Raw genomic sequence first — 25,036 nt, 5'->3', positions numbered from 1 at the left:
CCTTTTTGCTTTCGGCGACATGCCTTGGGAAGTAGGCGAACCAAAGTGGGGATACGGAGGGCGTTCATTTGCACCCATTTACCAATACCGCTTGCCATCAGGAGTTCCAGCAGCATGTCGATCAATGTCGAAGACTACTATTCAGCCGAAACCTTCAAGAAAATGAAGACGTTCGCTGACAAGCAAGAAACTCCGTTCGTGGTCATTGATACCGCCATCATCAGCAAAGCCTACGACGACCTGCGTGCGGGCTTCGAGTTTGCCAAGGTCTATTACGCTGTCAAAGCCAACCCGGCCGTCGAAGTCATCAATCTGCTCAAGGACAAGGGTTCCAGTTTCGACATCGCGTCGATCTACGAGCTGGACAAGGTCATGAGCTGTGGCGTTGGTCCGGAGCGCATCAGCTACGGCAACACCATCAAGAAATCCAAGGACATTCGCTATTTCTACGAGAAGGGCGTGCGTCTGTTCGCAACCGACTCGGAAGCGGACCTGCGCAACATTGCCAAGGCTGCGCCGGGTGCGAAAGTCTACGTGCGTATTCTGACCGAAGGCTCGACCACCGCCGACTGGCCGCTGTCGCGCAAGTTCGGCTGCCAGACCGACATGGCCATGGACCTGCTGATTCTTGCCCGTGATCTGGGTCTGGTGCCTTACGGCATCTCGTTCCACGTCGGCTCGCAGCAGCGCGACATCAGCGTCTGGGATGCTGCCATCGCCAAGGTCAAAGTGATCTTCGAGCGTCTGAAAGAAGAAGACGGCATCGTTCTCAAGCTGATCAACATGGGCGGCGGCTTCCCGGCCAACTACATCACCCGCACCAACAGCCTGGAAACCTACGCTGAAGAGATCATCCGCTTCCTGAAGGAAGACTTTGGCGATGACCTGCCGGAAATCATTCTCGAGCCAGGCCGTTCGCTGATCTCCAACGCCGGTATTCTGGTCAGCGAAGTCGTGCTGGTCGCGCGCAAGTCGCGTACTGCGGTCGAGCGTTGGGTATACACCGACGTGGGCAAGTTCTCCGGTCTGATCGAAACCATGGACGAAGCCATCAAGTTTCCGATCTGGACCGAGAAGAAAGGCGAAATGGAAGAAGTGGTCATTGCCGGTCCGACCTGCGACAGCGCCGACATCATGTACGAGAACTACAAGTACGGCCTGCCGCTCAACCTGGCCATCGGTGACCGCATGTACTGGTTGTCGACCGGTGCCTACACCACCAGCTACAGCGCAGTGGAATTCAACGGCTTCCCGCCATTGAAATCGTTCTATCTGTAAACGCTGTCCTGATATGAAAACCCGCGAGTGATCGCGGGTTTTTTTTGCGTTTCATCCAGGGTTCAGACAGCCAGATCCTGCCCAGTGTCGAACGCTTTTGAAAGGCGCTGGATTTCCCGCACGTTGAATTGATAGCTGTTTGGCTGCCGTTTAACGGCAGGTGCATAAACGCAGGTTGCAAGGACGTACAGGCCATTACCCTTGCAACGTGGCCTTCGGTGGCGTCAGCGAATGCGGTTCAAGTAGCCGATCAACTGTTGGCCGGATTCGATCAGGCGCATGCTGCGTTGCCTGTCATCGGATGCGCCCTTGGTGTTGACGACCAGAAAGCTGTCCAGAGTGTTTTTGATTTTCTGGTATTGCTCGACATAAGCGGCACGCTGCTCGTCAAAAGCGTTGAAGCATTCAATCAGCTCAATGCGCTGTGCGAGCGATATTTTTTCCTTGTCCATGCTTGCCAGTTGCTGGGACAGGGCATTGATGCGCTCGCGAAAACCATCACGGCGTTTGATCATCATGATGAGGTTGATTCCCGCTTCACCCTTTTCCAGGGTCGCCTTCATTTGCTCGAGCGCCAGCATGATCACGGCGAGTTCAGGGGGCTGCATTCCCAGGCCCAGCACCTTCTCCGCAGTGATCAACGTGTCCTTGGCAATACTCGCCGCACCCTTGCTTTCCAGGGCGTCAATAGCGGTGCTCAGCACTTGACGCTCTTCTTTCAACTTCTCCAGGCCGGTGTGTAATGCGTCGAGTCTGGTGCCTGCTTTTGCCATGTCACCTTGCAGACTCTGTGCAAACTCAGCGGTCTGCTGTCGATCAATACCTTGTGTCATTTCACTCAGAGCACTGGCCAGTTGCTGGGCTGTGCCAGCGGCATTGTTCACAAGGCGCTGACACTGAACGTCGATATCTTCCAGCTCTTCGGCATCGATGGGAGTGGCGGAGGGTTGAGCGTACTGCATCAGCAGGGCGGTCTTCGACTCGATATCGATGATCAGCCGTTCAGTGTGTTCTCCGAGGTGCTGTTGTTCAGTGACGGCCAGGATGTTCAGGCGTGTGAGCTTTTCATAAAGGTTGGGCAGGTACTGGGTCTTGGCAAACAGAAGGTCTGCCGTTACCAGACTGTTACGCATGAGGTGAAGACTGCGAGTCATGATATCGCGGTCGGGTACTTGACCAGCGAAAGCTGTGTCATTGGGCGTGAACGTATTTTTCATTGTCGAGTTATCCATAAATCCGTTTATATTCTTCATCGGCTTCCTTAAACACATTAAGCAAGGCGTCCGAGTCGACTTCGATGGTCTTCCAGGGGTGAACGACTTGTCTGAAGTGATTCATAAATTGCCGTAAAGACAAAGCGTCGTTTATCTCGGACGCCGATACCGCAGACGCTTCAATAAACAAAAACAGCTTGTTCCATACGGTAATCAGGTTTTTAGTGGCCACGTCGGCATCGACCACAATCGTTGCTAGGTTCTGCAAGTTAAACTTTACCCTGCTCAATGAGCCCAGAATAGTGTTCTTGTCTTGCAAGGTGTCTATGTCAGCGGTTTGTTGCGCTATTAATTCATTGCGTGCGCCCCTGACATTTTCGGCTTCTACGCCGAAATAAATGCCCAATGCCAAGCCCACAATGTTCAAACTACTGACCGAATTCAACGATTGTTGTACCACCGTTTTGTACTCTTTGTTCTTTTCATCGATGTCCTTTGCGCGCTGTTCGATATCCAGGATCAGCTTCGCCACGTCGGCCGGCAGTGAACTGTTGTCGATGGCAACCATTTTGCGCTGTATCTCGGGCCTGACATGCAGCGACAGGTCCAGGCCAAACTGATCCAGTTCCTTCTTGATGGTTTGCGCATCGGCCAGATTGGCTGTAATCAGGTCCAGTATATCGGTGAGGTGAGAGCCGATTTCTTGGGTGATCTCCTTATCGTTTTCATCCAGTTCGATGCCCGGAAAGTCCTTGCCCAGTTCAACACTCAAGCGTTTTACATCCTCCAGTGTCTTGATCTGATGATGGTCAACGATTTTTCCGGCCCTGACGTCGCCGTTGATCTCCTCCATGCTTTGGCCGTACACCAGCATCTTGCCTGCAAAGACCTTCAGTTTGCTGCCTATGCCCAGAAGGTCGGTGCGCAGCGGACTCCAGCGACGCGCATGCCGGTGGATAAGGTTGAAACTTTTCAGGAAGTCTTCAGGTTCAAGCCCTGCACCGGCGCCTTTTGAATAGCCGAGATAAACAATGATGTCCTCCAGTTCAATGGGCAGGGCGAGCCCCGCCAATTCATATTTCTTGAGGTTGATAATCTGTTCTTTGGTCAGAATCAAACCGGGTGCGCGGGTGACGTGCTTATCATTGGCAGACGACATCGTACCGAACAGTTCGGCCGTTTTTATCGCCTCATCCGCCTTGGGGTCTGCGGATAACGGTTCTGCCTGCATGACGTCATAAAACATTGGGTTCATGGGGATGTCCTTATTTTCACCGGGAGAACAGATGTTGATCTCCTCAATAAGTTGATGTTCTCGTGTTGAAAAAGATTAGGGGTTTAAGGGCGAGGGCGTCAAAGCATAAACATGGATTAAAGATGTAAGATAAATAACTCTTTACAGTCAGTCTGCCGTGGGCGACGGTCATTTTTAATAGAGATGGTACATGTATAAATTCAACGCTTTTAATAAATAGGTTTTGTTCCCCTCAGCAGCGCGAATGAACAGGAAAACCCGCGCTGCCTCAATTTAAAGATGAGAATGTGTCGCGGTTGGAGCATACTGCGCGCCGCAGCCTGTAGAGGGGAGAGCGTCGGCGTTGAAGAAAGTCTTGTTCCAACTGCACTGGTTCTTCGGGATCACGGCAGGTCTGGTGCTGACCCTCATGGGGATTACCGGCGCGCTGTATTCGTTCGAAGACGAAATTCTTGATGTTCTGAACCCAGACGTTCTGCTCGTGCAGGAGCGTACGGCTACCTTGCCACCGATTGAGCTTGTTCACAGGCTGGAGGCAGCGACCGGGCTGACCGTCGCTATTCTGCGTGTCGATACGCTGGGCAATCGTGCCGCTCAGGTGTATTTCACACCGGAGCCGGGCGAACGGCGCGGTCCCAAACGCAATTTCGATCCCTATACCGGCGAGCTGAAAGGCGATGCTGTAGGTGAGGGCTTTTTCGACTTTGTCCTGCAACTGCATCGTTATCTGGCAGCAGGTGAGGTGGGTAAACAGATCACTGCGGCCTGCACACTGGTTCTGGTGTTCTTCTGCCTGTCCGGACTCTACCTGCGCTGGCCTCGCAACGCACTGAACTGGCGTGTCTGGCTGACGATGGATTGGGCCAAAAAGGGCCGCAGTTTCAACTGGGACCTGCATTCGGTCTTTGGTACCTGGTGCCTGTTGTTCTACCTGCTGTTCGCGATCACGGGTCTGAGCTGGTCTTATGACTGGGTGAGCAATGGTCTGAACAGGCTGCTGGGAGATTCGCTGCCGGTGCAGCGCAAAGCCCTTGCGGCTCCGGCCAGCAAATCCGCGCCGTTGCTGGTTGATTACGCGGCTATCTGGGACAGTGTGCAGAAAACTGCCGGGCCTGAGCTGCGCGCTTATAACTTGCGCCTGCCTGCGTCTGGCGGCCAACCGGCCACGGTGTTCTACCTGCTCAAGGATTCACCTCATCCACGGGCCTTGAACAGCATCACGCTTGACCCGGCCAACGGTCAGGTCAGCTCGGTTTCGCGCTATGCAGAGCGCAGTTTCGGTGCGCAACTGCTGGCCAGCAACTATGCGCTGCATGTTGGCAGCTATTTCGGTCTCGTCGGCCGGCTCATCATGACGGCAGCATCGTTGATGATGCCGGTGTTCTTTATCACCGGCTGGTTGTTGTACCTGGATCGACGTCGCAAGCAGCGCGCTGTCAGAAGTGCGCGCGGCGAGGTTCAGAGTGAAGGGGCAGATGATGCTGCTTCCTGGCTGATTGGTTTCGCCAGCCAGAGCGGTTTTGCCGAGCAGTTGGCCTGGCAGACTGCTGGCCTGTTGCAGGCTTCAGGGGTGTCAGTGCGCGTTAAGCATTTGGGTGATCTGATCGAAGAGGATCTCATTCAGAGCCGTAAGGCGCTATTCGTCGTCAGCACCTTTGGTGAGGGCGAGGCGCCCGACAGCGCGCGGGGTTTCGAGCGTAAGTTGCTGGGCCGTCCGCTGCAACTGAAGCAGCTCGATTACGCCGTTCTGGCCCTGGGTGACCGTCAGTACCCGCATTTCTGCGGTTTTGCCCATCGTTTGCATGGCTGGTTGGCCGAGCATGGTGGGCGTACGTTGTTCCCGCCTGTTGAAGTGGACAGCGCCGATCCAGCAGCCCTGCAACACTGGCAGCAGCAACTGGAACAATTGACTGGCTCCGTGCCTTCAGCGCACTGGCAGGCACCGGTCTTCGAAAACTGGACGCTGGCGCGGCGCGAGCATTTGAACCCGGGCAGCAGTGGTTCGAAGGTCTACCTGCTGGACCTGGCAGCGCCGACGTCAGCGAGCTGGCAGGCGGGTGATCTGGTCGAGGTGATGCCGCGCAATGCGGCGCAGGTCATTGAGCCCTTTCTCGCCGGGCTGGGTGTCGATCCTGGCGCTTCGGTAACTGTGGATGGCTTGCAGGAGCCGCTCGTGCAGGCGTTAGCGACTCGCCAACTGCCGCACAATCGTGCGCATCTGGTGGGCCTGCACGCGCAGGCGCTGATCGATGCGCTGGTGCCGGTATCTGCTCGTGAGTATTCGATTGCTTCGATTCCGGAAGACGGGCGTCTGCAACTCATCGTGCGTCAGGAAGTTCATCCTGACGGCAGTCTGGGGCTGAGCTCCGGCTGGCTGACCACCCATGCCGACCTCGACAGCGCGATCAGTCTGCGTTTGCGCCGCAATAGCAGTTTTCATTTGCCTGTCGATTCCGTCCCGCTGATCTTGCTGGGCAATGGTACGGGGCTGGCCGGTTTGCGCAGTCTGCTCAAGTCTCGCATTGCCCAAGGCCAAGTGCGTAACTGGCTGCTGTTCGGCGAGCGTAACCGCGCCCACGATTTTCATTGTGGCGCTGAGCTTGAGGGTTGGCTGGAGGCTGGTCATCTGACTCGTCTGGATCTGGCCTTCTCACGTGACCAGGCGGAGAAAATCTACGTGCAGGATCGCTTGCGCGAAGCGGCCGATGAACTGCGTCTATGGCTCGACGAAGGGGCTGCGATTTACATCTGTGGCAGCTTGCTGGGTATGGCGGCGGGCGTGGATCAGGTGTTGAACGAGGTGCTGGGCGAGCAGGCGGTCGGCGAATTGATCGAGGAAGGGCGTTATCGGCGGGATGTGTATTAAGCATCGCACGATAGTTGAGGGTATCGTTCCTCACGCTCCAGCGTGGGAATGCCTTGGGTGACGCTCTGCGTCACAAATCTGCGCCGCACCGCACACTCAAAACCGGACGCAGAGCGTCCAGAACTGCGTGCCCACGCTGGAGCGTGGGCACGATAGTCTTCTAGCTTCTAGCTTAAGCCGCTACAAATTGCTCGGCATAGTGGCAGGCCACCTGACGGTTATCCACCAGACGCAGCTCCGGTACGTCTGTTGCGCAACGTTCCGTCGCGTAAGGGCAGCGCTTGTGGAAGGCGCAGCCGCTTGGCGGGTTGAGCGGGTTGGGCAGCTCGCCGACGATCTTGATCTTCGGTTTGAGCGGGTCCGGGTGGATGGTCGGGGTCGCTGACAACAGTGCCTGAGTGTAAGGGTGCAGCGGACGGTTGTAGATCTCTTCCTTGGGACCCATTTCCGCAGGCCGGCCCAGGTACATCACCAATACCGTATCGGCGACATGACGCACCACCGACAGGTTGTGGGAGATGAACACGTAGGCGGTGTTGAATTCCTGCTGCAAATCCATGAAAAGGTTCAGCACCTGGGCCTGAATCGACACGTCCAGCGCCGAAGTCGGTTCGTCCGCGACCAGCACTTTGGGCTGCAGCATCATGGCCCGCGCCAGCGCGATACGCTGACGCTGACCGCCGGAAAACATGTGCGGGTAGCGCTGATAGTGCTCGGGGCGCAAACCGACCTGAGCCATCATCGCCTGCACTTTTTCCCGACGTTCTGCCGCCGACAGTTTGGTGTTGATCAACAGCGGCTCGCCGAGCTGGTCACCGACTTTCTGACGTGGGTTGAGCGACGCGTAAGGGCTCTGAAATACCATCTGCACGTCTTTGCGCAACTGCTTGCGCTCGGACTTGCTGGCACCGGCCACTTCCTGGCCAGCGATTTTCAGCGAACCCGATGAAGGCTCTTCAATCAGTGTCAGCGCGCGGGCCAGCGTCGACTTGCCACAGCCGGACTCGCCGACCACAGCCAGGGTCTTGCCGGCTTCCAGTTCGAAGGACACACCGTTTAGCGCGCGCACCAGCGCTGTGCCTTTGAACAGGCCTCGGGAGACTTCGTAGTGACGGGTAAGGTCGCGGGCGGTAAGTACGACGCTCATTACGCCACCTCCTGATTCAAGGGATAGAAGCAGCGCGCCAGACTATGGGCCTTGGGGTCCAGGCCAGGACGTTCGGTCCGGCAGTTGTCGCGCACGTACGGGCAGCGCGGTGACAGCAGGCAACCCTGTGGCCGGTCATAGCGACCCGGAACCATGCCCGGCAGCGTGGCGAGGCGTTCGGCGCCCATGCTGTGCTCGGGAATAGCGGCCAGCAAGGCTTCGCTGTACGGGTGGGCAGGGACCTCGAACAGACCAGGCACCTGACCGACTTCGACGGCCTGACCGGCATACATCACACAGACGCGCTGGGCGGTTTCAGCCACTACCGCCAGGTCGTGAGTGATCAGCACCAGCGCCATGTCCTGCTCTTTTTGCAGGCTCAGCAACAGCTCCATGATCTGCGCCTGAATGGTCACGTCCAGCGCGGTGGTCGGTTCGTCGGCGATCAGCAGTTTCGGTTCGCCGGCAATGGCCATGGCAATTGCCACACGCTGGCTCATGCCGCCCGACAGTTGATGCGGGTAAGCATTCAGGCGCGCAGCCGCGCCAGGGATTTCGACCTTTTCCAGCAGTTCCAGCGCGCGCTGGCGTGCCGCCTTGCCTGACATGTTCAGGTGCTGGCGCAGCACTTCCTCGATCTGGAAGCCCACGGTGTAACTAGGGTTCAGCGCGGTCATCGGGTCCTGGAAAACCATCGCCAGGTCTTTGCCGATGATGCGACGACGCTGCCGCGCGTTCAGCTTGAGCAGGTCCTTGCCGTCGAAGTTGAGCGCGTCGGCAGTGATGATGCCGGGCGAATCGATCAGCCCCATCAGCGCCATCATGGTCACGGATTTACCGGACCCCGATTCGCCAACGATGGCCAGTACTTCGCCTTTGTCGACGCTCAGGGACAGGCCGTCCACAACAGGTACGGCCTTGGCGTCGCCGAAGCGGACGTTGAGATTCTTGATTTCAAGAAGTGACATGCGAATCTCCTCAGGCGGCGTTCTTGAGTTTCGGGTCCAGCGCATCGCGCAGACCGTCGCCCATCAGGTTGATTGCCAGCACGCTGAGCAAAATGGTCAGACCGGGCAGGCTGACGACCCACCAGGCACGTTCGATGTAGTCGCGCGCCGAGGCGAGCATGGTGCCCCACTCAGGCGTCGGCGGTTGTACGCCAAGGCCCAGGAAGCCCAGCGCTGCGGCGTCGAGAATGGCCGAGGAAAAACTCAGCGTTGCCTGAACGATCAGCGGCGCCATGCAGTTGGGCAGCACGGTGATGAACATCAGGCGTGGCAGGGTGGCACCTGCCAGACGCGCAGCCGTCACGTAGTCACGGTTCAGCTCGCCCATTACCGCAGCGCGGGTCAGACGTACGTAGGACGGCAGCGACACGATGGCGATGGCGATCACGGTGTTGATCAGGCCAGGGCCGAGAATCGCCACGATGGCTACAGCCAGCAGCAGCGATGGCAGGGCCAGCATGATGTCCATCAGGCGCATCACCGAAGGGCCTAGGACGCGAGGGAAGAAGCCCGCCAGCAAGCCCAGCAGGATGCCGGGGATCAACGACATGACCACCGATGCCAGACCGATCAGCAGCGACAGGCGCGAACCCTGGATCAGGCGCGACAGCAGATCGCGGCCCAGTTCGTCGGTGCCGAGGATGAATTGCCATTGACCGCCTTCAAGCCACACCGGAGGTGTCAGCAGGAAGTCACGGTATTGCTCGCTCGGATCATGGGGTGCAACCCACGGGGCGAAAAGGGCGCAGAACACGATCAGGATCATGAACAGCAGGCCGGCAACCGCGCCTTTGTTCTTCGAGAACGCTTGCCAGAATTCTTTGTACGGGGATGGGTAAAGCAGGCTTTGATCGACTGCTACCGCAGGAGTAGGGGTGCTCATATCGATGATCTCAGCGCTGATGACGGATGCGTGGGTTGGCAAAGCCGTAGAGGATATCCACCACGAAATTGACCAGGATCACCAGACAGGCGATCAGCAGAATGCCGTTTTGCACGACCGGGTAGTCCCGGGCGCCAATGGCTTCGATCAGCCACTTGCCGATACCGGGCCACGAGAAGATCGTTTCGGTCAGTACCGCACCGGCCAGCAGTGTGCCGATTTGCAGGCCGAACACGGTCAGCACCGGAATCAGCGCGTTACGCAGGCCGTGAACGAATACCACGCGAGTCGGCGACAGACCTTTGGCCCGTGCAGTACGCACGTAGTCTTCACGCAATACTTCCAGCATCGATGAGCGGGTCATCCGGGCGATTACCGCCAGCGGGATGGTGCCCAGCACGATGGCCGGAAGAATCAGGTGATGCAACGCATCGAGAAACGCGCCTTGTTCGTCACTGAGCAAGGTGTCGATCAGCATGAAGCCGGTGACTGGCGGAATGTCGTACAGCAGGTCGATTCGCCCGGAAACCGGGGTCCAGCCCAGTGTTACCGAGAAGAACATGATGAGGATCAGGCCCCACCAGAAAATCGGCATGGAATAACCGGCGAGGGAAATCCCCATGACCCCATGGTCGAACAGGGACCCTCGCTTGAGTGCGGCGATCACCCCGGCCAACAGGCCGAGAATACCCGCGAAAATCAGTGCTGCCAGCGACAACTCCAGGGTTGCCGGGAACAGCGAGGTGAATTCGCTCCAGACACTGGTGCGCGTGCGCAGCGATTCACCGAGGTCGCCGTGGGCGAGCTTGCCGATGTAATCGATGTACTGAGCATACAGTGGTTTATTCAGACCAAGACGTTCCATGGCCTGAGCGTGCATTTCCGGATCGACCCGGCGCTCACCCATCATGACTTCGACCGGGTCGCCCGGAATCAGGCGAATCAGGGCGAAGGTCAATAAGGTGATGCCGAAGAAAGTGGGTATCAGCAACCCCACTCGGCGGGCGATAAAACTAAACATCTTGGTGTGTACCTCATCAGCCGGTTAGGCGTGCTCCGGCGAGTCTCGGGTTATGAGCTCGCCGGATTATTTTTCTACTTCACCTGGGTAGTGGCGAAGTTGTTGGTTGTGAGCGGGCTGATTTGGTAGCCCTCCACATTTTTACGCATGGCCGTGAACATTCTGGTGTGAGCCATGCTGATCCACGGCTGATCCTTGTTGAATATAGCCTGAGCCTGCTCATAGAGCGCTGCACGCTCCTGCGGGTTCACTGTTTCGCGAGCCTTGTCGATCAGCGTCTGGAATTCGGCATTGCACCAGCGTGCATAGTTCTCGCCGTTTTTCGCCGCTTCACAGCTAAGCATCGGGGTCAGGAAGTTGTCCGGGTCGCCATTGTCGCCTGCCCAGCCGGCAGACACCATGTCATGTTCGCCATTCTTGGCGCGTTTGAGCATTTCGCCCCATTCCATGACGCGAATGTCGATCTTGATGCCGATCTTTGCCAGATCGGACTGCATCATTTGCGCACCGAGCATCGGGTTAGGGTTGGTCGGACCACCACCGTTGCGGGTGAACAGGGTGAACGTAGTGCCCTCCGGAACACCTGCTTCCTTCAGCAAGGCGCGTGCCTTGTCGATGTCAACCGGCGGATTCTTCAGGCTGTTGTTGTAACCCAGCAGGGTTGGCGGATACGGGTTGACCGCTACCAACGCATTGCCCTTGCCGAACACCGCGTTGACATAAGCGTTCTTGTCGAACGTCATGTCAATGGCTTTGCGTACCCGCACATCGCTCAAATACTTGTGCGTGGTGTTGATAGCGATGTAGCCGGTGGTCATGGCCTCCATTTCATCGATTTTCAGATTCGGGTCTTTCTTGATGCTCGGGACATCGTCCGGCTTTGGATACAGCGCGATCTGACATTCGTTGGCCTTGAGTTTCTGCAGGCGCACGTTGTTGTCGGTGGCGATGGCCAGAATCAATGCTTCAGCAGGCGGCTTGCCGCGGAAGTAATCCGGATTGGCCTTGAAGCGTACCTGCGCATCCTTGGCATAGCGCTGGAAGATGAACGGGCCGGTGCCGATCGGCTTGCTGTTTAGATCGTTGGTCTTGTCGGCTTTCAACAACTGGTCGGCGTATTCTGCCGGGTAGATAGAGGCGAACGCCATGGCCATGTCGGCCAGGAATGGTGCTTCGCGGCGCGTCAGGGTGAATTTGACGGTGTAGTCGTCAGTTTTTTCGACGCTTTTCAGCAGCTCTTTGAAGCCCATGCTTTCAAAGTAGGGGAAGCCAACGCTCGACTTGTCATGCCACGGGTGTTTCGGGTCCAGCTGACGCTGGAAACTCCAGAGCACATCGTCGGCATTCATGTCGCGGGTCGGTTTGAAGTAATCGGTGGTGTGGAACTTGACACCTTTGCGCAGGTGGAAAGTGTAGGTCAGACCGTCTTCGCTGATGTCCCAGGATTCAGCCAGCGCTGGAATGACTTCCGTGGTGCCGGGTTTGAAATCCGCGAGGCGATTGAATACGGTTTCAGCCACGGCGTCGGCCGTCACGGCTGTTGTGTATTGCACCATGTCGAAGCCTTCGGGGCTGGCTTCGGTGCAGACTACCAGGGGTTTTGCCGAAACACTGACGGCGACGCTGAGCAGGGCCAGGGCGATCGAGTTGCGTAGCGATAACAGTTTCATTGTGAACCCTCCATAGAGTTGACGCCGATGGTGATGTTCTGGCGCAAGGCTTTTGCCTTGCACCAGAACGGTTTTCAGCGAATCAAAGAATGTTGAACGGAACGGTGGTCACCAGACGGAATTCGTTGATGTTGCCATCAGCCTGATTCTCGCTGGCGCGGTGAGTGGTGTACGTGGCGCGGATGGCAGTGGCCTTGAGCGGGCCGGACTGCACGGAGTACGACGTACCGATACCGTATTCGTAGTGAGTCTCGCCATCCATTGCGTTTACGCCGCTCGCTGTCCGAACGCCATTGATTGTCTGGACGTCGCCGTAGACGTTGCCTTTATATTTGGTACCGTCGATGTCCCAGCCGCGCGCCTGGTAAATGTTGAACTTCAGGCCCGGCACGCCATATTCGGCCATGTTCAGTACGTAGGCGATCTGCAGGGATTTCTCGTTCGGGCCGTTGAAGTCCGAGAGCAGGGAGTTGGCCAGGAAGATCGCGTTGGTGTCGTGCGCATAGTCGAAATACTCATCGCCAGACACTTGCTGATAGGCAAGGCTGATGCTGTGAGCGTTATGCGTACCGGTGAACGACAGGCTGTAGGTATCGTTGTCGATAGGGCCCTGTTTGCTTTGACCGGAGTCCTTGGTCTTGTAGTAGTTCAGGTTGGTGCTGAGCGCCAGTGCCTTGCTGTCACCCAGTTCGTGGGTGAAGCCGAAGTAGTACTGGTGCCAGAAATCTTCCAGATTCGATGCATAAAAGCTGGTAGTCAGGCTGTCGGTCGGCTTGTAGTCAGCACCGAACATATCCAGGCGGTCGGCGGTCTGGCTGCGATCACCGTACTCGGAGCGGAACTTGTCCAGACTCTGTTCCATACGTGGCGATACGCGGTCGAAGCTACCGGCTTGAAACGACAGGTTGTTGAGCTCGTCGCTCTGTACGGCAACACCCTGGAAGCTGGAAGGCAGTGCGCGGTTGCCAATGAAGGCGATGACCGGGGTGTTCACCGATTGGCGACCCATGGTCAGGACGGTGTTGGAAACCCGCGCCTTCACGTTGCCCAGGCCCATCTTGCTCCACTGACCCACTGCATCACCGTCACTGTGTGCCAGGGTGCGGTTGGAGTTGCCGGCAAAGTCATCGGTGTCACGGTCCAGCGCAATGGCGTTGTACAGTGCCAGCTCGGTGGCGAAACCTACAACGCCCTGCGTGTAGCCAGAGGTGTAGTTGACGATGGTGCCCTGCTGCCAGTTGATACGACGCGAGGTCTGCTCAGCGATGCCGTTGTCGTTGTAGCGGAAAACCTCGCCACGACGCTTCAGTTCGTTGGCGTACCAGTTGCGGGTCGTGCCGGTCAGGTGTTGATCTTCGATAAAGCCATTGGCGTCGGCCTGTGCATTCTTCGAACTTAGCTCGGTCGGTATGAACGTCTGGCTGGCTGGCTCTGCCTGAACCAATGCGCCGAACGACGAGAGAGATAAGGCCAATAATGCAGTGCTTGTTGTTTTCACGATGTGCAGCTCCCTTTATCACTTTTTTATATGCCAGTTCTTAAGCCTGGCTTTTGGTGGTGCAGGGCTTTGGGCCCTGCGTTGTTATCGGTATAAACGCGCAAGTGCTGGCTCTCGCCGTGACACAAGACGGCGAGTGCATGCGGAGTTTCTGATCAGTCGGCGATGCTGACGCCTGAAAAGTTGTTGCGGCCAAACGGGCTGACGTGGAAGTCCCTGACCTCGGCGCGCAACGGCTGATTGACCGTCGAGTGGGCAATCGGGGTGATCGGCACCTGCTCCTTGAGGTAGCGCTGCGCCTGTTGGTACAGGTCGGTGCGCTGCTCGCGGTCAGTGGTCGCAACGGCGGCCTTGACCAACTGGTCGTATTTTTCGTCGCACCACATCGAGTAGTTGTTACCGCCAATGGCGGCGCAGCTGTACAGCGTGCCCAGCCAGTTGTCCGGGTCACCGTTGTCGCCGGTCCAGCCGATCAGCGAGATATCGTGCTCGCCGTTCTTGGTGCGCTTGAGGTATTCACCCCATTCGTAACTGACGATCTTGACCTTGATGCCGACCTTGGCCCAGTCGGCCTGAAGCATTTCGGCCATCAGTTTGGCGTTGGGGTTGTAAGGACGCTGGACCGGCATGGCCCAGAGGGTCAGTTCGGTGCCTTCCTTGACGCCAGCCGCGCGCAACAGGGTTTTGGCTTTTTCCGGGTCGTAAGGTGCGTCCTTGATGCTGTCATCGTAGGACCACTGGGTCGGCGGCATGGCATTGACTGCCAGCTGCCCTGCGCCCTGATAAACCGCGTTGATGATTGCCTTTTTGTTGACGGCCATGTCCAGCGCCTGGCGCACTTCCAGCTTGCCTAGCGGCTCGTGGCGTACGTTGTAGGAGATGTAACCAAGGTTGAAGCCCGGCTTCTCGATGATCTGCAGGCTTTTGTCTTCCTTGAGGCTGGCAAGGTCTGCCGGGCGCGGGTTGACCGAGACCTGGCACTCGTTGGCCTTGAGCTTCTGCATGCGGGCAGAGGCGTCGGTCACGATGGCGAAAATCAACTGGTCGATCTTCACCCGGCTCGGGTCCCAGAACTCCTTGTTGCCCTTGTAACGAATCTGCGAGTCTTTCTGATAGCGCTGGAACACGAAAGGCCCCGTGCCAATCGGTTGCTGGTTGATGTCGCGCACATCACCCTTGGCCATCAGTTGTTCGGCGTATTCGGCGGAGAGGATGCCGGCGAAGTTCATGGCGATGTTCTGGATGAACGCTGCATCGACCGTATTGAGGGTGAACACCACGGTCAGCGGGTCGGTCTTCTCGATGGACTTGATCTTTTTGTTCAGGCCCATACTGGTGAAGTAGGGGAACTCGGTCGGGTAAGCGACACGGAACGGATGATCGGGCTTGAGCATGCGATTGAAGGTGAACAGCACGTCGTCGGCGTTGAAGTCACGGCTGGGCTTGAAGTTCTTGTTGCTGTGGAACTTCACGCCCTCGCGCAGATGAAACGTGTAGACCAGGCCGTCTTCCGAGATGTCCCAGGAAGTCGCCAGCGCTGGAACCACGGTAGTGTCGCCTTGCTTGAATTCGGTGAGTCGATTGTAGATCGGCTCGGATGCATCGTTATCGGTGGAGGAGGTGTATTGCGCACCATCGAAGCCAGCCGGACTCGCTTCGGAGCAAAACACCAGATTGCTTGCCGCCTGGGCAAACGGGGCCAGTGCCAACAGTCCCAGGCACGACGTCATCGCAAGAGTTTTACGCATGATGATCCCTATCCTCGAAGGATGAGCCGAGGCTCGAATGTCTAACTGGCCCAAAGGCGTCGCCCCACGCAACTTCGCACGACATGCCCGGCGCATCTGGACACGAAGCGACGGGCTTCCTGCCATTGCCGCTGCCCTTCGACGGTAAGTCGTCAGAGGTCCGCGGTATATAGGCTCGAAGGCTGCAAAGCTCGTAGGAAATATCTTAGTGATAGTAGAAGAATGCCGTTATCGGCACTTTTTCAACCCATCGCTCGGGGCTTAATATTCAAGTAGAGCAGTTTGCTGCGCCGGATGAGCGGCGCAGCAAACTGTCACTTTTACTTGCCGCTCACGCTCACACCGTAAAAGGAGTTCAAGCCAAACGGGCTGATCTTGAAGTCCTGTACGCTGGTGCGCATGGGTTGATAGACCGTCGAGTGCGCAATAGGCGTCATCGGCACTGCGTCTTTCAGGAGGTGTTGCGCCTGTTTGTACAGCTCGGTGCGCTTGGCCTGATCAGACGTTTCCTTGGCCTGATGGATCAGCGTGTCGAACGGCTTGTCACACCATTTGGCAAAGTTGTTGCCGTTCAGGGCGTCACAGCCGAACAGGGTGCCGAGCCAGTTGTCGGGGTCACCGTTATCGCCGCTCCAGCCAATCAGCATGGCGCCGTTCTCGCCATTCTTGGCGCGCTTGATGTACTCGCCCCATTCATAGCTGACGATCTTGGCGTTGATACCGATCTTCTTCCAGTCGTTCTGGAGCATTTCGGCCATCAGTTTGGCGTTGGGGTTGTAAGGACGCTGAACCGGCATCGCCCACAGGGTGATTTCGGTGCCTTCCTTGATGCCCGCTTCCTTGAGCAGCTCGCGAGCTTTTTCGGGATCGTACTTGGCATCCTTGATAGTGGTGTCATAGGACCACTGGGTCGGCGGCATGGCGTTGACCGCCAATTGACCTGCACCCTGGTAAACCGAGTCGATGATCTGCTGCTTGTTGACCGCCATGTCCAGCGCTTGGCGCACTTTCAACTGAGCCAGGGGATTTGGATGGTCTTCGCCCTTGATCTCAGGCATCACGTTGTAGGCGATGTAACCCAGGTTGAAGCCAGCCTGATCAGGCATCTTCAGGTTTTTGTCGGCCTTGAGTGGCTCAAGGTCGGCAGGACGTGGGTAAGCGGTGATCTGGCATTCGTTTTTCTTGAGCTTCTGCATGCGCACCGAGGCGTCGGTGGTGATGGCGAAGATCAGGTTGTCGACCTTGACGTCTTCAGGCTTCCAATAGTCCTTGTTGCCGGTGTAACGAATATTGGAGTCTTTCTGGTAGCTCTTGAACACAAACGGACCGGTGCCGATCGGCTGCTGGTTGATCAGCTCCGGCTTGCCTTCCTTGAGCAGCTTGGCGGCGTACTCTGCGGACTGGATGGACGCGAAGCTCATGGCCATGTTCTGGATGAACGCAGCGTCGACTTTGCCAAGAGTGAACTTGACGGTGTGGTCGTCGACTTTTTCGATCTTGGTGATGTTGGTGTCCATACCCATATCAGTGAAGTACGGGAATTCGGTCGGATACGCTTTGCGGTAAGGCATGTCCTTGTCGATCATGCGATTGAACGTGAACAGCACGTCATCGGCATTGAATTCACGGGTCGGCTTGAAGTAGGGCGTGGTGTGAAACTTGACGCCTTCGCGAAGGTGGAAGGTGTACGTCAGGCCATCATCAGAAATGTCCCACTTGGTTGCCAGGCCGGGCACCACGGCGGTGCCGCCGCGTTCAAACTGGCTCAGGCGGTTGAAAATGGTCTCTGCTGCGGCGTCGAAGTCAGTACCTGTGGTGTATTGACCCGGATCGAATCCGGCAGGGCTGCCCTCGGAGCAGAACACCAGATTCGAAGCTGCGTGAGCGAAAGGAGCACTGGCGAGCAGGCTGGCGCCGACCAGAAACGGAATGACCGCGTGTTTGAGCATGGTTGCCTCAGTTGTTGTCATTTTGATTAGAGGGAACGACCTCGTGAGCCGATCCATCCGATACTTATGCAGGGGCCATACCCAAAGCAAGACAGTGACGCCAAAGAAGCGACAAAGAGTGGCACGATCGTACAGGAATGTCGCGAAAGTGTAATTTTCGACCCTGTTGATCGTTTGCGTGTCGTTTTTTGAAACGTTTCACGCACCGTTAAGGCGCAACCGGGTGAGAAAAATGCACCCGGTTGGAGCCATGTTGTTACTTCACTGTTCCCAGGCTGACACCATAGAAGGGTGTCAGACCGAATGGGCTGATCTTGAAGTCCTGCACTTCCTGGCGCATCGGCTGAAACACCTTCGAGTTGGCAATAGGTGTGATCGGTACCTGCTGCTTGAGAATGTGCTGGGCCTGCTGATAGAGCTTGATGCGCTCGTCGCGGTTACTGGTCAGCTTGGCCTGCTGCACCAGCTTGTCGTAGGCCGGGTCGCACCACTTGGCGTAGTTGCTGCCTTTGACGGCTGCACAGCTGTACAGCACACCTAGCCAGTTGTCAGGGTCGCCGTTGTCACCCGTCCAGCCGTAGATCATCGCGTCATGCTCGCCTGCCTTGGCGCGCTTGATGTATTCGCCCCACTCGTAGCTGACGATGTTGGCCTTGATGCCGATCTTTTCCCAGTCGGACTGAATCATCTGTGCAGACATGCGTGCATTGGGGTTCGAGGCGCGCTGTACGGTCATGGCCCACAGGTCGATTTTCGTGCCCGGTGCCACGCCTGCTTCCTTGAGCAGTTGCTTTGCCTTGGTCAGATCGTGAGGGGCATCCTTGATCGTCGGGTCATAGCTCCACTGACCCGGCGGCAAGGCGTTTTCGGCCAGTTGACCGGCGCTCTGGTAAACCGCTTTGATAATCGCCGGTTTATCGATAGCCATGTCCAGCGCCTGGCGCACCTTGAGCTGATCAAGCGGCGCATGGGTGACGTTGTAGGCGAGGAACCCCAGGTTGAAGCCCGGCTGGCTGAGGACCTTGAGTTTCGGGTCCTTTTTCATTTCTTCGATGTCCTGCGGACGCGGATAGCCGCTGACCTGGCATTCGCCAGCCTTGAGCTTCTGCATGCGCACTGCGGCATCGCTGCTGATCGAGAAGATCAGATTGTCGATCTTCACGTCCTCGGGCTTCCAGTACTCGGTGTTGCCCGCGTAACGGATCTGCGAGTCTTTCTGGTAGCGTTTGAAGACGAACGGGCCAGTGCCGATCGGCTTCTGGTTCAACTCCTCGGCCTTGCCTTCCTTGAGCAACTGGTCGGCGTACTCGGCGGACTGGATGGACGCGAAGCTCATGGCCAGGTTCTGCACGAACGCAGCGTCAATGTTGTTCAGGGTGAACTTGACGGTCAGCGGGTCGACTTTCTCGACGCTCTTGATCGTTGTGTTCAGGCCCATATCAGTGAAGTAGGGCGACTCGGACGGGTAGGCCTTGCGGAACGGATGGTTGGCGTCGAGCAGGCGGTTGAACGTGAACAGCACGTCGTCCGCGTTGAATGCGCGAGTAGGAGTGAAGTAGTCCGTGGTGTGAAACTTCACGCCGTCGCGCAGATGAAACGTGTAGGTCAGGCCATCCGGCGAGACGTCCCAGCGAGTAGCCAGGCCTGGCTCCACTTCCGTGCCGCCACGCTTGAATTGGGTCAGGCGGTTGAAGACGGTTTCGGCCGAGGCATCGAAGTCGGTGCCGCTGGTGTACTGACTGGGGTCGAAACCGGCCGGGCTGGCTTCCGAGCAATACACTAGTGTGCTGGCCGCCTGGGCCAGAGGTGCGCAGGCCAGCAGAGCGGAGGTCAGCAGCAGCGGTTTGAAGAGTGTGTGTCCCATGGATCCCTCGCGTAGTGCTGCGTTCTCAATATCGGACGCAGAGCGTCGGTAACTGCATTCCCACGCAGAGCATGGGAGCGATAGTTGTGCTGATTGAGCTCCGGTTTCCGGGCTCGGAATAAATGATGACCGTTTCTCAGGGAATCGCGACTTCAATCACGCCATCGGCTGCAACGCTGACCTGGCTGGTGCCCGCTTCGACATCGGGTGTTGGCGCTGAGTCTTCCCGCGAGGATTTTGCCATCATCATCACCGGTGCGCGCAGATACGGCTGCGGGTAGCCCGAGGTGTTCAGGTTCAGGTTAACCAGCTTGTAACCCGTGCCGCCCAAGGCTTCTGTGACCAGTTGCGCTCGGGCCTTGAACGCAGTTACGGCGTCCTTGAGCAGGGCGTCTTCGCTGGCCTTGCGGGTCGATGGCGAGATCGAGAAGTCCATGCCGCCCATTTTCAGATCCGTCAGCAGCTCGCCGGTCAGCTTCGAAAGTACCGCAAAGTCCGCACTTTCCAGACGCAGCTCGGCGCGTTCACGCCAGCCGGTGATCTTCTGCCCTTTGTCGTCGTAAACCGGATAGCTGTTGCGGCTGCCCTGACGGATCTTCACATCCTTGACCTGCCGCGCCTGGCCCAGAGCCTTGTTCAGGGTTTCAGTGATCTGAGCTGCCAGTTTGGCCGGGTCGCTGTCCTGTGCTTCGGTATAAAGGGTAACCAGCATCAGGTCGCGCTGGACTTCCTGATTGACCTCGGCGCGCAAGGAAATCTGGTTGTAGCGGGCTTCTTCAGCCAGGGCCGGCAGGCTGGACAGGGCGGCGGCCAGCGCGACGAGCGTGGCAGCAGGGCGAAGATTGAACATGAGAGCTCCTTGTTATCAAACGGCCTGCGACACGTGTCGCTCGGCGCAAAGTGTTCTGACTGTAGCGCTTTGGCCCGGTTCCTGCGATGCCGGACTGCTCTGGTGTGCGGTGCTTTGACGCACTTTTCCAGTTTTGCCTCTCGCTTGGTTATACTCGCTGCGATCCGCCTGGAGCACTCATCAGGAGAGCTCATGCTCGCCCCCGTTCAAATGCTTTCGGCCACACGTCAAAACCTGTGGCGCCTGACATTCATCCGTATTCTGGTGCTGGCCGCGCAAGCCGGCTCGGTAGGTATGGCCTGGCTGTTCGACTTTCTGCCACTGCCGTGGCTGCAACTGTCGATCACCCTGGGCTGTTCGCTGGTCCTGTGCGGGCTGACCGTCATTCGTCTGCGCACCTCGCTGCCGCTCACCGAGCTCGAATATGCGCTGCAACTGGCGCTGGACCTGCTGATTCACAGCGCGCTGCTGTATTACTCGGGCGGCTCGGCCAACCCGTTCGTGTCTTATTATCTGGTGCCGCTGACCATTGCCGCCGCCACGCTGCCATGGCGTTACTCGCTGATTCTGTCCGGCTTTGCGCTGAGCATGTACACCTTGCTGATGGTGCGCTCGTACCCGCTGGAAACCGATTCCATTGCCCGGGAAAACATGCAGGTCTACGGCATGTGGCTGAGTTTTGCGCTGGCGGCTTCCGTCATTACCTTTTTCGCGGCAAAGATGGCCGAAGAGCTGCGTCGCCAGGAGCAGTTGCGCGCAGAGCGCCGGGAGGAGGGCTTGCGCGATCAACAGCTGCTTGCCGTCGCGACCCAGGCCGCAGGCGCGGCCCATGAACTGGGCACTCCACTGGCGACCATGAGCGTGCTGCTCAAGGAAATGCGCCAGGACCACGGTGACCCTGCTTTGCAGGAGGACCTGTCGGTGTTGCAGGAGCAGGTCAAGCAGTGCAAACAGACCCTTCAGCAACTGGTGCGTGCCGCCGAAGCCAACCGGCGCATGGCCGTTGAACAGCAGCCTGCCACCCGCTGGCTGGACGAATCCCTTAACCGTTGGCATTTGATGCGCCCGGAAGTGAGCTACCGCTTTTACCAGTTGGGCAAGGGCGAGGTGCCGATGCTGGCCCCGCCACCGGACCTTACCCAGGCGCTGCTCAACCTGCTCAACAACGCGGCCGACGCCTGCCCCGATGGCCTTGAAGTCAACCTGGACTGGGACAGCACAGAAGTCTGTATCAGTATTCGCGACCACGGCGCAGGTGTGCCGCTGGCGATTGCCGAACAGATCGGCAAGCCGTTCTTTACTACCAAGGGCAAAGGTTTCGGCCTGGGTCTGTTTCTGAGCAAGGCCAGCGTCACCCGTGCGGGTGGCTCGGTAAAGCTCTACAGTCATGAAGAAGGCGGTACGCTCACCGAGCTGCGCCTGCCCCGAGATACGCGAGGAGAAGAAGCATGAGTGACGAAGACATCCAGGTCGAAGGCGAAGAGCTGCCGCACCTGTTGCTGGTCGATGACGACGCGACGTTCACCCGTGTAATGGCGAGGGCCATGAGCCGTCGTGGTTTTCGCGTGAGCACCGCAGGTTCAGCCGAGGAAGGCCTGGCGCTGGCGCAGCAGGACATTCCTGAATACGCCGCGCTGGACCTGAAAATGGATGGCGATTCAGGTTTGGTGCTGCTGCCCAAGCTGCTGGAAATGGACCCGGACATGCGTGTGGTGATCCTCACCGGTTATTCGAGCATCGCCACGGCGGTCGAAGCCATCAAGCGCGGCGCGTGCAATTACCTGTGCAAACCGGCTGATGCCGATGATGTGCTGGCGGCTCTGCTGTCCGAACACGCCAACCTCGACACGCTGGTCCCCGAGAATCCGATGTCGGTGGATCGCTTGCAGTGGGAACACATCCAGCGCGTGCTGACCGAGCACGAGGGCAATATTTCCGCTACAGCCCGGGCGCTGGGCATGCACCGCCGGACCTTGCAGCGCAAGCTGCAGAAGCGTCCGGTGCGGCGTTAATGAAGGTTTTTTCATAGTGGCCGTGTAGGCGTTTTTTTGCTTCATTGTGCTCAGGCATCGTACTTTCAAAGAGAGCGAGCCTGACCCACATGAATCGCAATGCTGAATATTCTGCCGTCAACGACACTGTGAAAGGGGCGTTTCTACGCCGCGTCTGGAAGCTGATAACGCCTTATTGGCGCAGTGAGGAAAAGGTCACCGCCTGGCTGTTGCTGGTTTCGGTGATTGCGCTGTCGCTGTTCAGCGTACAAGTGTCGGTCTTCTTCAACAGCTGGTATCGGGATTTTTACAACGCGCTGCAGAATAAGGACCTGGCTGCCTTCACCCACCTGATTCTGTACTTCAGCGGGATCGCCGCGATCGCCATTCTGGCGGCGGTCTATCGTCTGTACCTGACCCAATTGCTGACCATTCGCTGGCGTCGCTGGCTGACTGAGCAGCACTTCGCCCGTTGGCTCGCAGACAAAAACTACTATCACCTGGAGCAGGGCGGGTACACCGACAACCCCGACCAGCGTCTGTCCGAAGACCTCAACGAGTTCACCACCAGCACCCTCAGCCTCGGGCTTGGCCTGATGAGCGCGGTCGTCAGTCTTGTTTCGTTCTCGGTCATTCTCTGGGGCGTGTCGGGCAGCATCGAACTGTTCGGGGTCACCATACCCGGCTATATGTTCTGGGCGGCCTTGCTTTATGCGCTTGTCGGCAGCCTGTTGACGCACTGGATCGGCAAGCGTCTGATCCCGTTGAACAACCAACAGGAGCGCTTTGAGGCGGACCTGCGTTTTGCCTTGGTGCGCGTACGGGAAAACGCCGAAAGCATTGCCTTGTCCGAGGGCGAGCGTAATGAAAACCAGCGCCTTAGCGGGCGCTTCATGATGATCTGGAATAACTTCCGGGCATCCATGAAAGTCCAGAAGCGGCTGACCTTCTTCACATCCGGTTATTCGCAGATTGCCCTGATTTTTCCTTTCATCGTGGCTGCGCCGCGGTATTTTTCGGGCAAGATCGAGTTGGGTGATCTGATGCAGATCAATTCGGCATTTGGCAACGTGCAGGAGAACTTCAGTTGGTTCATCAGCGCCTACAGCACGCTGGCCTCATGGCGCGCCACGTGTGACCGTCTGCTGAGCTTCCGTCAGGCCATGACTGATCATGAAGCGCAGCAACCGGCCATTGAAAGGGTTAACGCTAACGACACGCTGGACCTGCGTGACCTGGAATTGAGCCTCGCAGGGGGGCGTCAACTGTTGAGCGATGCCAATCTGCATATCGGTCCGGGAGAGCGAGTGATGCTCAGTGGTCGCTCGGGCAGTGGCAAAAGCTCGTTGCTGAAGGCTCTCGGTGGTCTATGGCCGCACGGCTCGGGCCAGATTCGTGTGCCCACAGGGACGGCGCTGTTCCTGCCGCAACGGCCTTATCTGCCCATCGGCACCTTGCGTGAGGCAATGAGTTATCCACAACCTGCGCAGCGCTACCCGGCAGAACGCTTTGCCGATGTGCTGAGCCAGTGCCGTCTGGAGCACCTGATACCGCGACTGGATGAAAGCAATCACTGGCAGCGCTTTTTGTCGCCCGGCGAGCAGCAGCGAGTGGCGTTTGCTCGCGCCTTGCTGGTCGCGCCGAGCTGGCTGTATATGGATGAGGCCACCTCGGCCATGGACGAGGATGACGAGGCTGCCATGCACCGCGCAATCATTGATGGCCTGCCCGGTCTGACGCTGGTCAGTATCGGACACCGCAGCAGCCTCAAACGCTTTCATGGTCGGCATGTGCGTATCGAGAACGCAAAACTGCTCGAGCAACCGACACCTGCAGCGGTTTGAGGTTGACGCTGTTGGGCGGGTGGCGCTTTTGAGGGTGTGATCATACAACCGCTGAGCTATGATTAGCCCATGTTTAGCAGTCCAGAGATCGATGTTGGATGGAAAATCAAAGCGCTCCGCCCCGCGCCCGTAGAAAACACCGCAGCCTCGCGCAGGAGTTGGTGACTGAGCTGTCCGAGCGAATTCGCAGCGGTCAGCTCAAGCGTGGCGACAAACTGCCTACCGAATCCGCAATCATGGAAGAGCAGGGCGTCAGCCGCACCGTGGTGCGCGAGGCGATTTCGCGCCTGCAAGCGTCCGGTCTGGTCGAGACCCGTCACGGGATCGGCACCTTCGTTCTCGATACGCCAAGCCCCAGTGGGTTCCGGATCGATCCGGCCACCATTGTCACTCTGCGTGATGTGCTGGCGATTCTCGAATTGCGTATCAGCCTGGAAGTCGAGTCGGCCGGGCTGGCAGCCCAGCGCCGCAGTGACGAGCAACTGGCGGCGATGCGTTCGGCGCTGGACGCGCTCAATGAGAGTGCCGCACACGCCACGGATGCGGTGGCGTCTGACTTCCAGTTCCACCTGCAGATTGCGCTATCGACCGGCAATCGCTATTTCACGGACATCATGACCCATCTGGGCACCAGCATCATCCCGCGCACACGGTTGAACTCTGCGCGTCTGGCTCATGATGATCAGCAGCATTACATGGACCGCCTGAGCCGCGAGCACGAGGAAATCTTCGACGCCATCGCCCGTCAGGACTCCGATGCGGCCCGCGCCGCCATGCGCCTGCACCTGACCAATAGCCGCGAACGCCTGCGCCACGCGCATGAAGAAGCCGAGTCTCAGCGGGCCTGACGATTAAAGAGGACGCAGAGCGTCCAGAACGGCATGCGACGCGGAGCGTCGCACGATAGGTCAGGTGGATTGAGGTCATCGTTCCGCGCGCTCCAGCGTGGGA

At 57.9% G+C, this 25,036-nt stretch carries 18 protein-coding genes; 6 read left to right on the top strand and 12 right to left on the bottom strand.

What is annotated here, in order from left to right; all coding sequences use genetic code 11:
* Positions 1–114 precede the first annotated feature (114 nt).
* Positions 115–1,278: a type III PLP-dependent enzyme gene (locus RYB09_RS23590; protein ID WP_005745335.1), complete on the top strand. Its 1,164-nt coding sequence runs from the start codon at positions 115–117 to the stop codon at positions 1,276–1,278.
* Positions 1,279–1,502: 224 nt separating this feature from the next.
* Here the strand turns inward: RYB09_RS23590 and RYB09_RS23585 are convergent, their stop codons facing one another.
* Complete coding sequence (locus tag RYB09_RS23585) at positions 1,503–2,495, bottom strand: alpha-xenorhabdolysin family binary toxin subunit B (RefSeq protein WP_316890493.1); 993 nt, start codon at positions 2,493–2,495, stop codon at positions 1,503–1,505.
* A 7-nt stretch (positions 2,496–2,502) separates the two neighbouring features.
* Positions 2,503–3,747 carry an alpha-xenorhabdolysin family binary toxin subunit A gene (locus RYB09_RS23580; RefSeq protein WP_122281874.1) on the bottom strand — a complete coding sequence of 415 codons (1,245 nt, stop codon included), beginning with the start codon at positions 3,745–3,747 and terminating at the stop codon, positions 2,503–2,505.
* Positions 3,748–4,090: 343 nt separating this feature from the next.
* Between RYB09_RS23580 and RYB09_RS23575 the strand changes: the two genes are divergently transcribed.
* Positions 4,091–6,613, top strand: a complete 2,523-nt coding sequence (locus RYB09_RS23575) for a sulfite reductase flavoprotein subunit alpha (RefSeq protein WP_316890491.1) — start codon at positions 4,091–4,093, stop codon at positions 6,611–6,613.
* Positions 6,614–6,785: 172 nt separating this feature from the next.
* On the opposite strand, the gene RYB09_RS23570 is transcribed toward RYB09_RS23575, so the two are convergent.
* The 10 genes from RYB09_RS23570 to RYB09_RS23525 all read right to left on the bottom strand — a co-directional run bounded on the left by RYB09_RS23570 (position 6,786) and on the right by RYB09_RS23525 (position 20,250).
* Positions 6,786–7,760, bottom strand: a complete 975-nt coding sequence (locus RYB09_RS23570) for a peptide ABC transporter ATP-binding protein (RefSeq protein ID WP_002555196.1) — start codon at positions 7,758–7,760, stop codon at positions 6,786–6,788.
* The gene (locus tag RYB09_RS23565; protein WP_058400638.1) at positions 7,760–8,728 is read right to left on the bottom strand and encodes an ABC transporter ATP-binding protein; all 969 of its coding nucleotides are present in this window, start codon (positions 8,726–8,728) and stop codon (positions 7,760–7,762) included. The genes RYB09_RS23570 and RYB09_RS23565 overlap by 1 nt, the downstream gene beginning before the upstream one ends.
* Before the next feature lie 10 nt (positions 8,729–8,738).
* Positions 8,739–9,650, bottom strand: coding sequence for an ABC transporter permease subunit (locus RYB09_RS23560; protein WP_002555194.1), 912 nt, complete (start codon positions 9,648–9,650; stop codon positions 8,739–8,741).
* Between the two features lie 10 nt (positions 9,651–9,660).
* On the bottom strand, positions 9,661–10,671 hold the full coding sequence (locus RYB09_RS23555) for an ABC transporter permease subunit (protein WP_058400639.1): 1,011 nt from the start codon (positions 10,669–10,671) through the stop codon (positions 9,661–9,663).
* 74 nt (positions 10,672–10,745) lie between these two features.
* Positions 10,746–12,341, bottom strand: coding sequence for an ABC transporter substrate-binding protein (locus RYB09_RS23550; protein ID WP_316890486.1), 1,596 nt, complete (start codon positions 12,339–12,341; stop codon positions 10,746–10,748).
* Positions 12,342–12,423: 82 nt separating this feature from the next.
* Positions 12,424–13,839, bottom strand: coding sequence for an OprD family porin (locus RYB09_RS23545; protein WP_058400641.1), 1,416 nt, complete (start codon positions 13,837–13,839; stop codon positions 12,424–12,426).
* Between the two features lie 155 nt (positions 13,840–13,994).
* Positions 13,995–15,587, bottom strand: coding sequence for an ABC transporter substrate-binding protein (locus RYB09_RS23540; protein ID WP_316890483.1), 1,593 nt, complete (start codon positions 15,585–15,587; stop codon positions 13,995–13,997).
* 320 nt (positions 15,588–15,907) lie between these two features.
* Entirely contained in the window at positions 15,908–17,536 is a 1,629-nt protein-coding gene (locus RYB09_RS23535; protein WP_219170233.1) for an ABC transporter substrate-binding protein, read from the bottom strand.
* Between the two features lie 256 nt (positions 17,537–17,792).
* Complete coding sequence (locus RYB09_RS23530; protein ID WP_057433256.1) at positions 17,793–19,400, bottom strand: ABC transporter substrate-binding protein; 1,608 nt, start codon at positions 19,398–19,400, stop codon at positions 17,793–17,795.
* Positions 19,401–19,536: 136 nt separating this feature from the next.
* Positions 19,537–20,250, bottom strand: a complete 714-nt coding sequence (locus RYB09_RS23525) for an SIMPL domain-containing protein (RefSeq protein WP_005745322.1) — start codon at positions 20,248–20,250, stop codon at positions 19,537–19,539.
* A gap of 192 nt (positions 20,251–20,442) precedes the next feature.
* Here RYB09_RS23525 and RYB09_RS23520 point away from each other — a divergent pair, with 192 nt between their 5' ends.
* The 4 genes from RYB09_RS23520 to RYB09_RS23505 all read left to right on the top strand — a co-directional run bounded on the left by RYB09_RS23520 (position 20,443) and on the right by RYB09_RS23505 (position 24,933).
* A complete protein-coding gene (locus RYB09_RS23520; protein WP_057401032.1) occupies positions 20,443–21,702 on the top strand; it encodes an ATP-binding protein in 1,260 nt (419 codons plus the stop codon).
* A complete protein-coding gene (locus RYB09_RS23515; protein WP_002555185.1) occupies positions 21,699–22,262 on the top strand; it encodes a response regulator transcription factor in 564 nt (187 codons plus the stop codon). The genes RYB09_RS23520 and RYB09_RS23515 overlap by 4 nt, the downstream gene beginning before the upstream one ends.
* A gap of 89 nt (positions 22,263–22,351) precedes the next feature.
* Positions 22,352–24,085 (top strand): ABC transporter ATP-binding protein/permease, encoded by a 1,734-nt coding sequence (locus tag RYB09_RS23510; RefSeq protein ID WP_230016821.1) that lies wholly within the window; start codon positions 22,352–22,354, stop codon positions 24,083–24,085.
* A 98-nt stretch (positions 24,086–24,183) separates the two neighbouring features.
* Positions 24,184–24,933, top strand: coding sequence for a FadR/GntR family transcriptional regulator (locus tag RYB09_RS23505; RefSeq protein WP_002555183.1), 750 nt, complete (start codon positions 24,184–24,186; stop codon positions 24,931–24,933).
* The last annotated feature ends 103 nt before the right edge of the window (positions 24,934–25,036 follow it).

The organism is Pseudomonas syringae group sp. J254-4, assembly GCF_032586855.1.
In the GTDB taxonomy this organism is placed as follows: domain Bacteria; phylum Pseudomonadota; class Gammaproteobacteria; order Pseudomonadales; family Pseudomonadaceae; genus Aquipseudomonas; species Aquipseudomonas amygdali.
Note: the sequence above shows the minus strand (reverse complement) of the source record. Positions and strands in the feature narration are given on the sequence as shown.

Bases quoted from the DNA above. Each gene is read 5' to 3' on its own strand.
- RYB09_RS23580 (WP_122281874.1), bottom strand. From the start codon at position 3,747: ATGAACCCAATGTTTTATGACGTCATGCAGGCAGAACCGTTATCCGCA.
- RYB09_RS23550 (WP_316890486.1), bottom strand. From the start codon at position 12,341: ATGAAACTGTTATCGCTACGCAACTCGATCGCCCTGGCCCTGCTCAGC.
- RYB09_RS23520 (WP_057401032.1), top strand. From the start codon at position 20,443: ATGCTCGCCCCCGTTCAAATGCTTTCGGCCACACGTCAAAACCTGTGG.
- RYB09_RS23590 (WP_005745335.1), top strand. From the start codon at position 115: ATGTCGATCAATGTCGAAGACTACTATTCAGCCGAAACCTTCAAGAAA.
- RYB09_RS23555 (WP_058400639.1), bottom strand. From the start codon at position 10,671: ATGTTTAGTTTTATCGCCCGCCGAGTGGGGTTGCTGATACCCACTTTC.
- RYB09_RS23530 (WP_057433256.1), bottom strand. From the start codon at position 19,400: ATGGGACACACACTCTTCAAACCGCTGCTGCTGACCTCCGCTCTGCTG.
- RYB09_RS23540 (WP_316890483.1), bottom strand. From the start codon at position 15,587: ATGCGTAAAACTCTTGCGATGACGTCGTGCCTGGGACTGTTGGCACTG.
- RYB09_RS23525 (WP_005745322.1), bottom strand. From the start codon at position 20,250: ATGTTCAATCTTCGCCCTGCTGCCACGCTCGTCGCGCTGGCCGCCGCC.
- RYB09_RS23510 (WP_230016821.1), top strand. From the start codon at position 22,352: ATGAATCGCAATGCTGAATATTCTGCCGTCAACGACACTGTGAAAGGG.
- RYB09_RS23505 (WP_002555183.1), top strand. From the start codon at position 24,184: ATGGAAAATCAAAGCGCTCCGCCCCGCGCCCGTAGAAAACACCGCAGC.
- RYB09_RS23535 (WP_219170233.1), bottom strand. From the start codon at position 17,536: ATGCTCAAACACGCGGTCATTCCGTTTCTGGTCGGCGCCAGCCTGCTC.
- RYB09_RS23560 (WP_002555194.1), bottom strand. From the start codon at position 9,650: ATGAGCACCCCTACTCCTGCGGTAGCAGTCGATCAAAGCCTGCTTTAC.
- RYB09_RS23565 (WP_058400638.1), bottom strand. From the start codon at position 8,728: ATGTCACTTCTTGAAATCAAGAATCTCAACGTCCGCTTCGGCGACGCC.
- RYB09_RS23585 (WP_316890493.1), bottom strand. From the start codon at position 2,495: ATGAAAAATACGTTCACGCCCAATGACACAGCTTTCGCTGGTCAAGTA.
- RYB09_RS23515 (WP_002555185.1), top strand. From the start codon at position 21,699: ATGAGTGACGAAGACATCCAGGTCGAAGGCGAAGAGCTGCCGCACCTG.
- RYB09_RS23570 (WP_002555196.1), bottom strand. From the start codon at position 7,760: ATGAGCGTCGTACTTACCGCCCGCGACCTTACCCGTCACTACGAAGTC.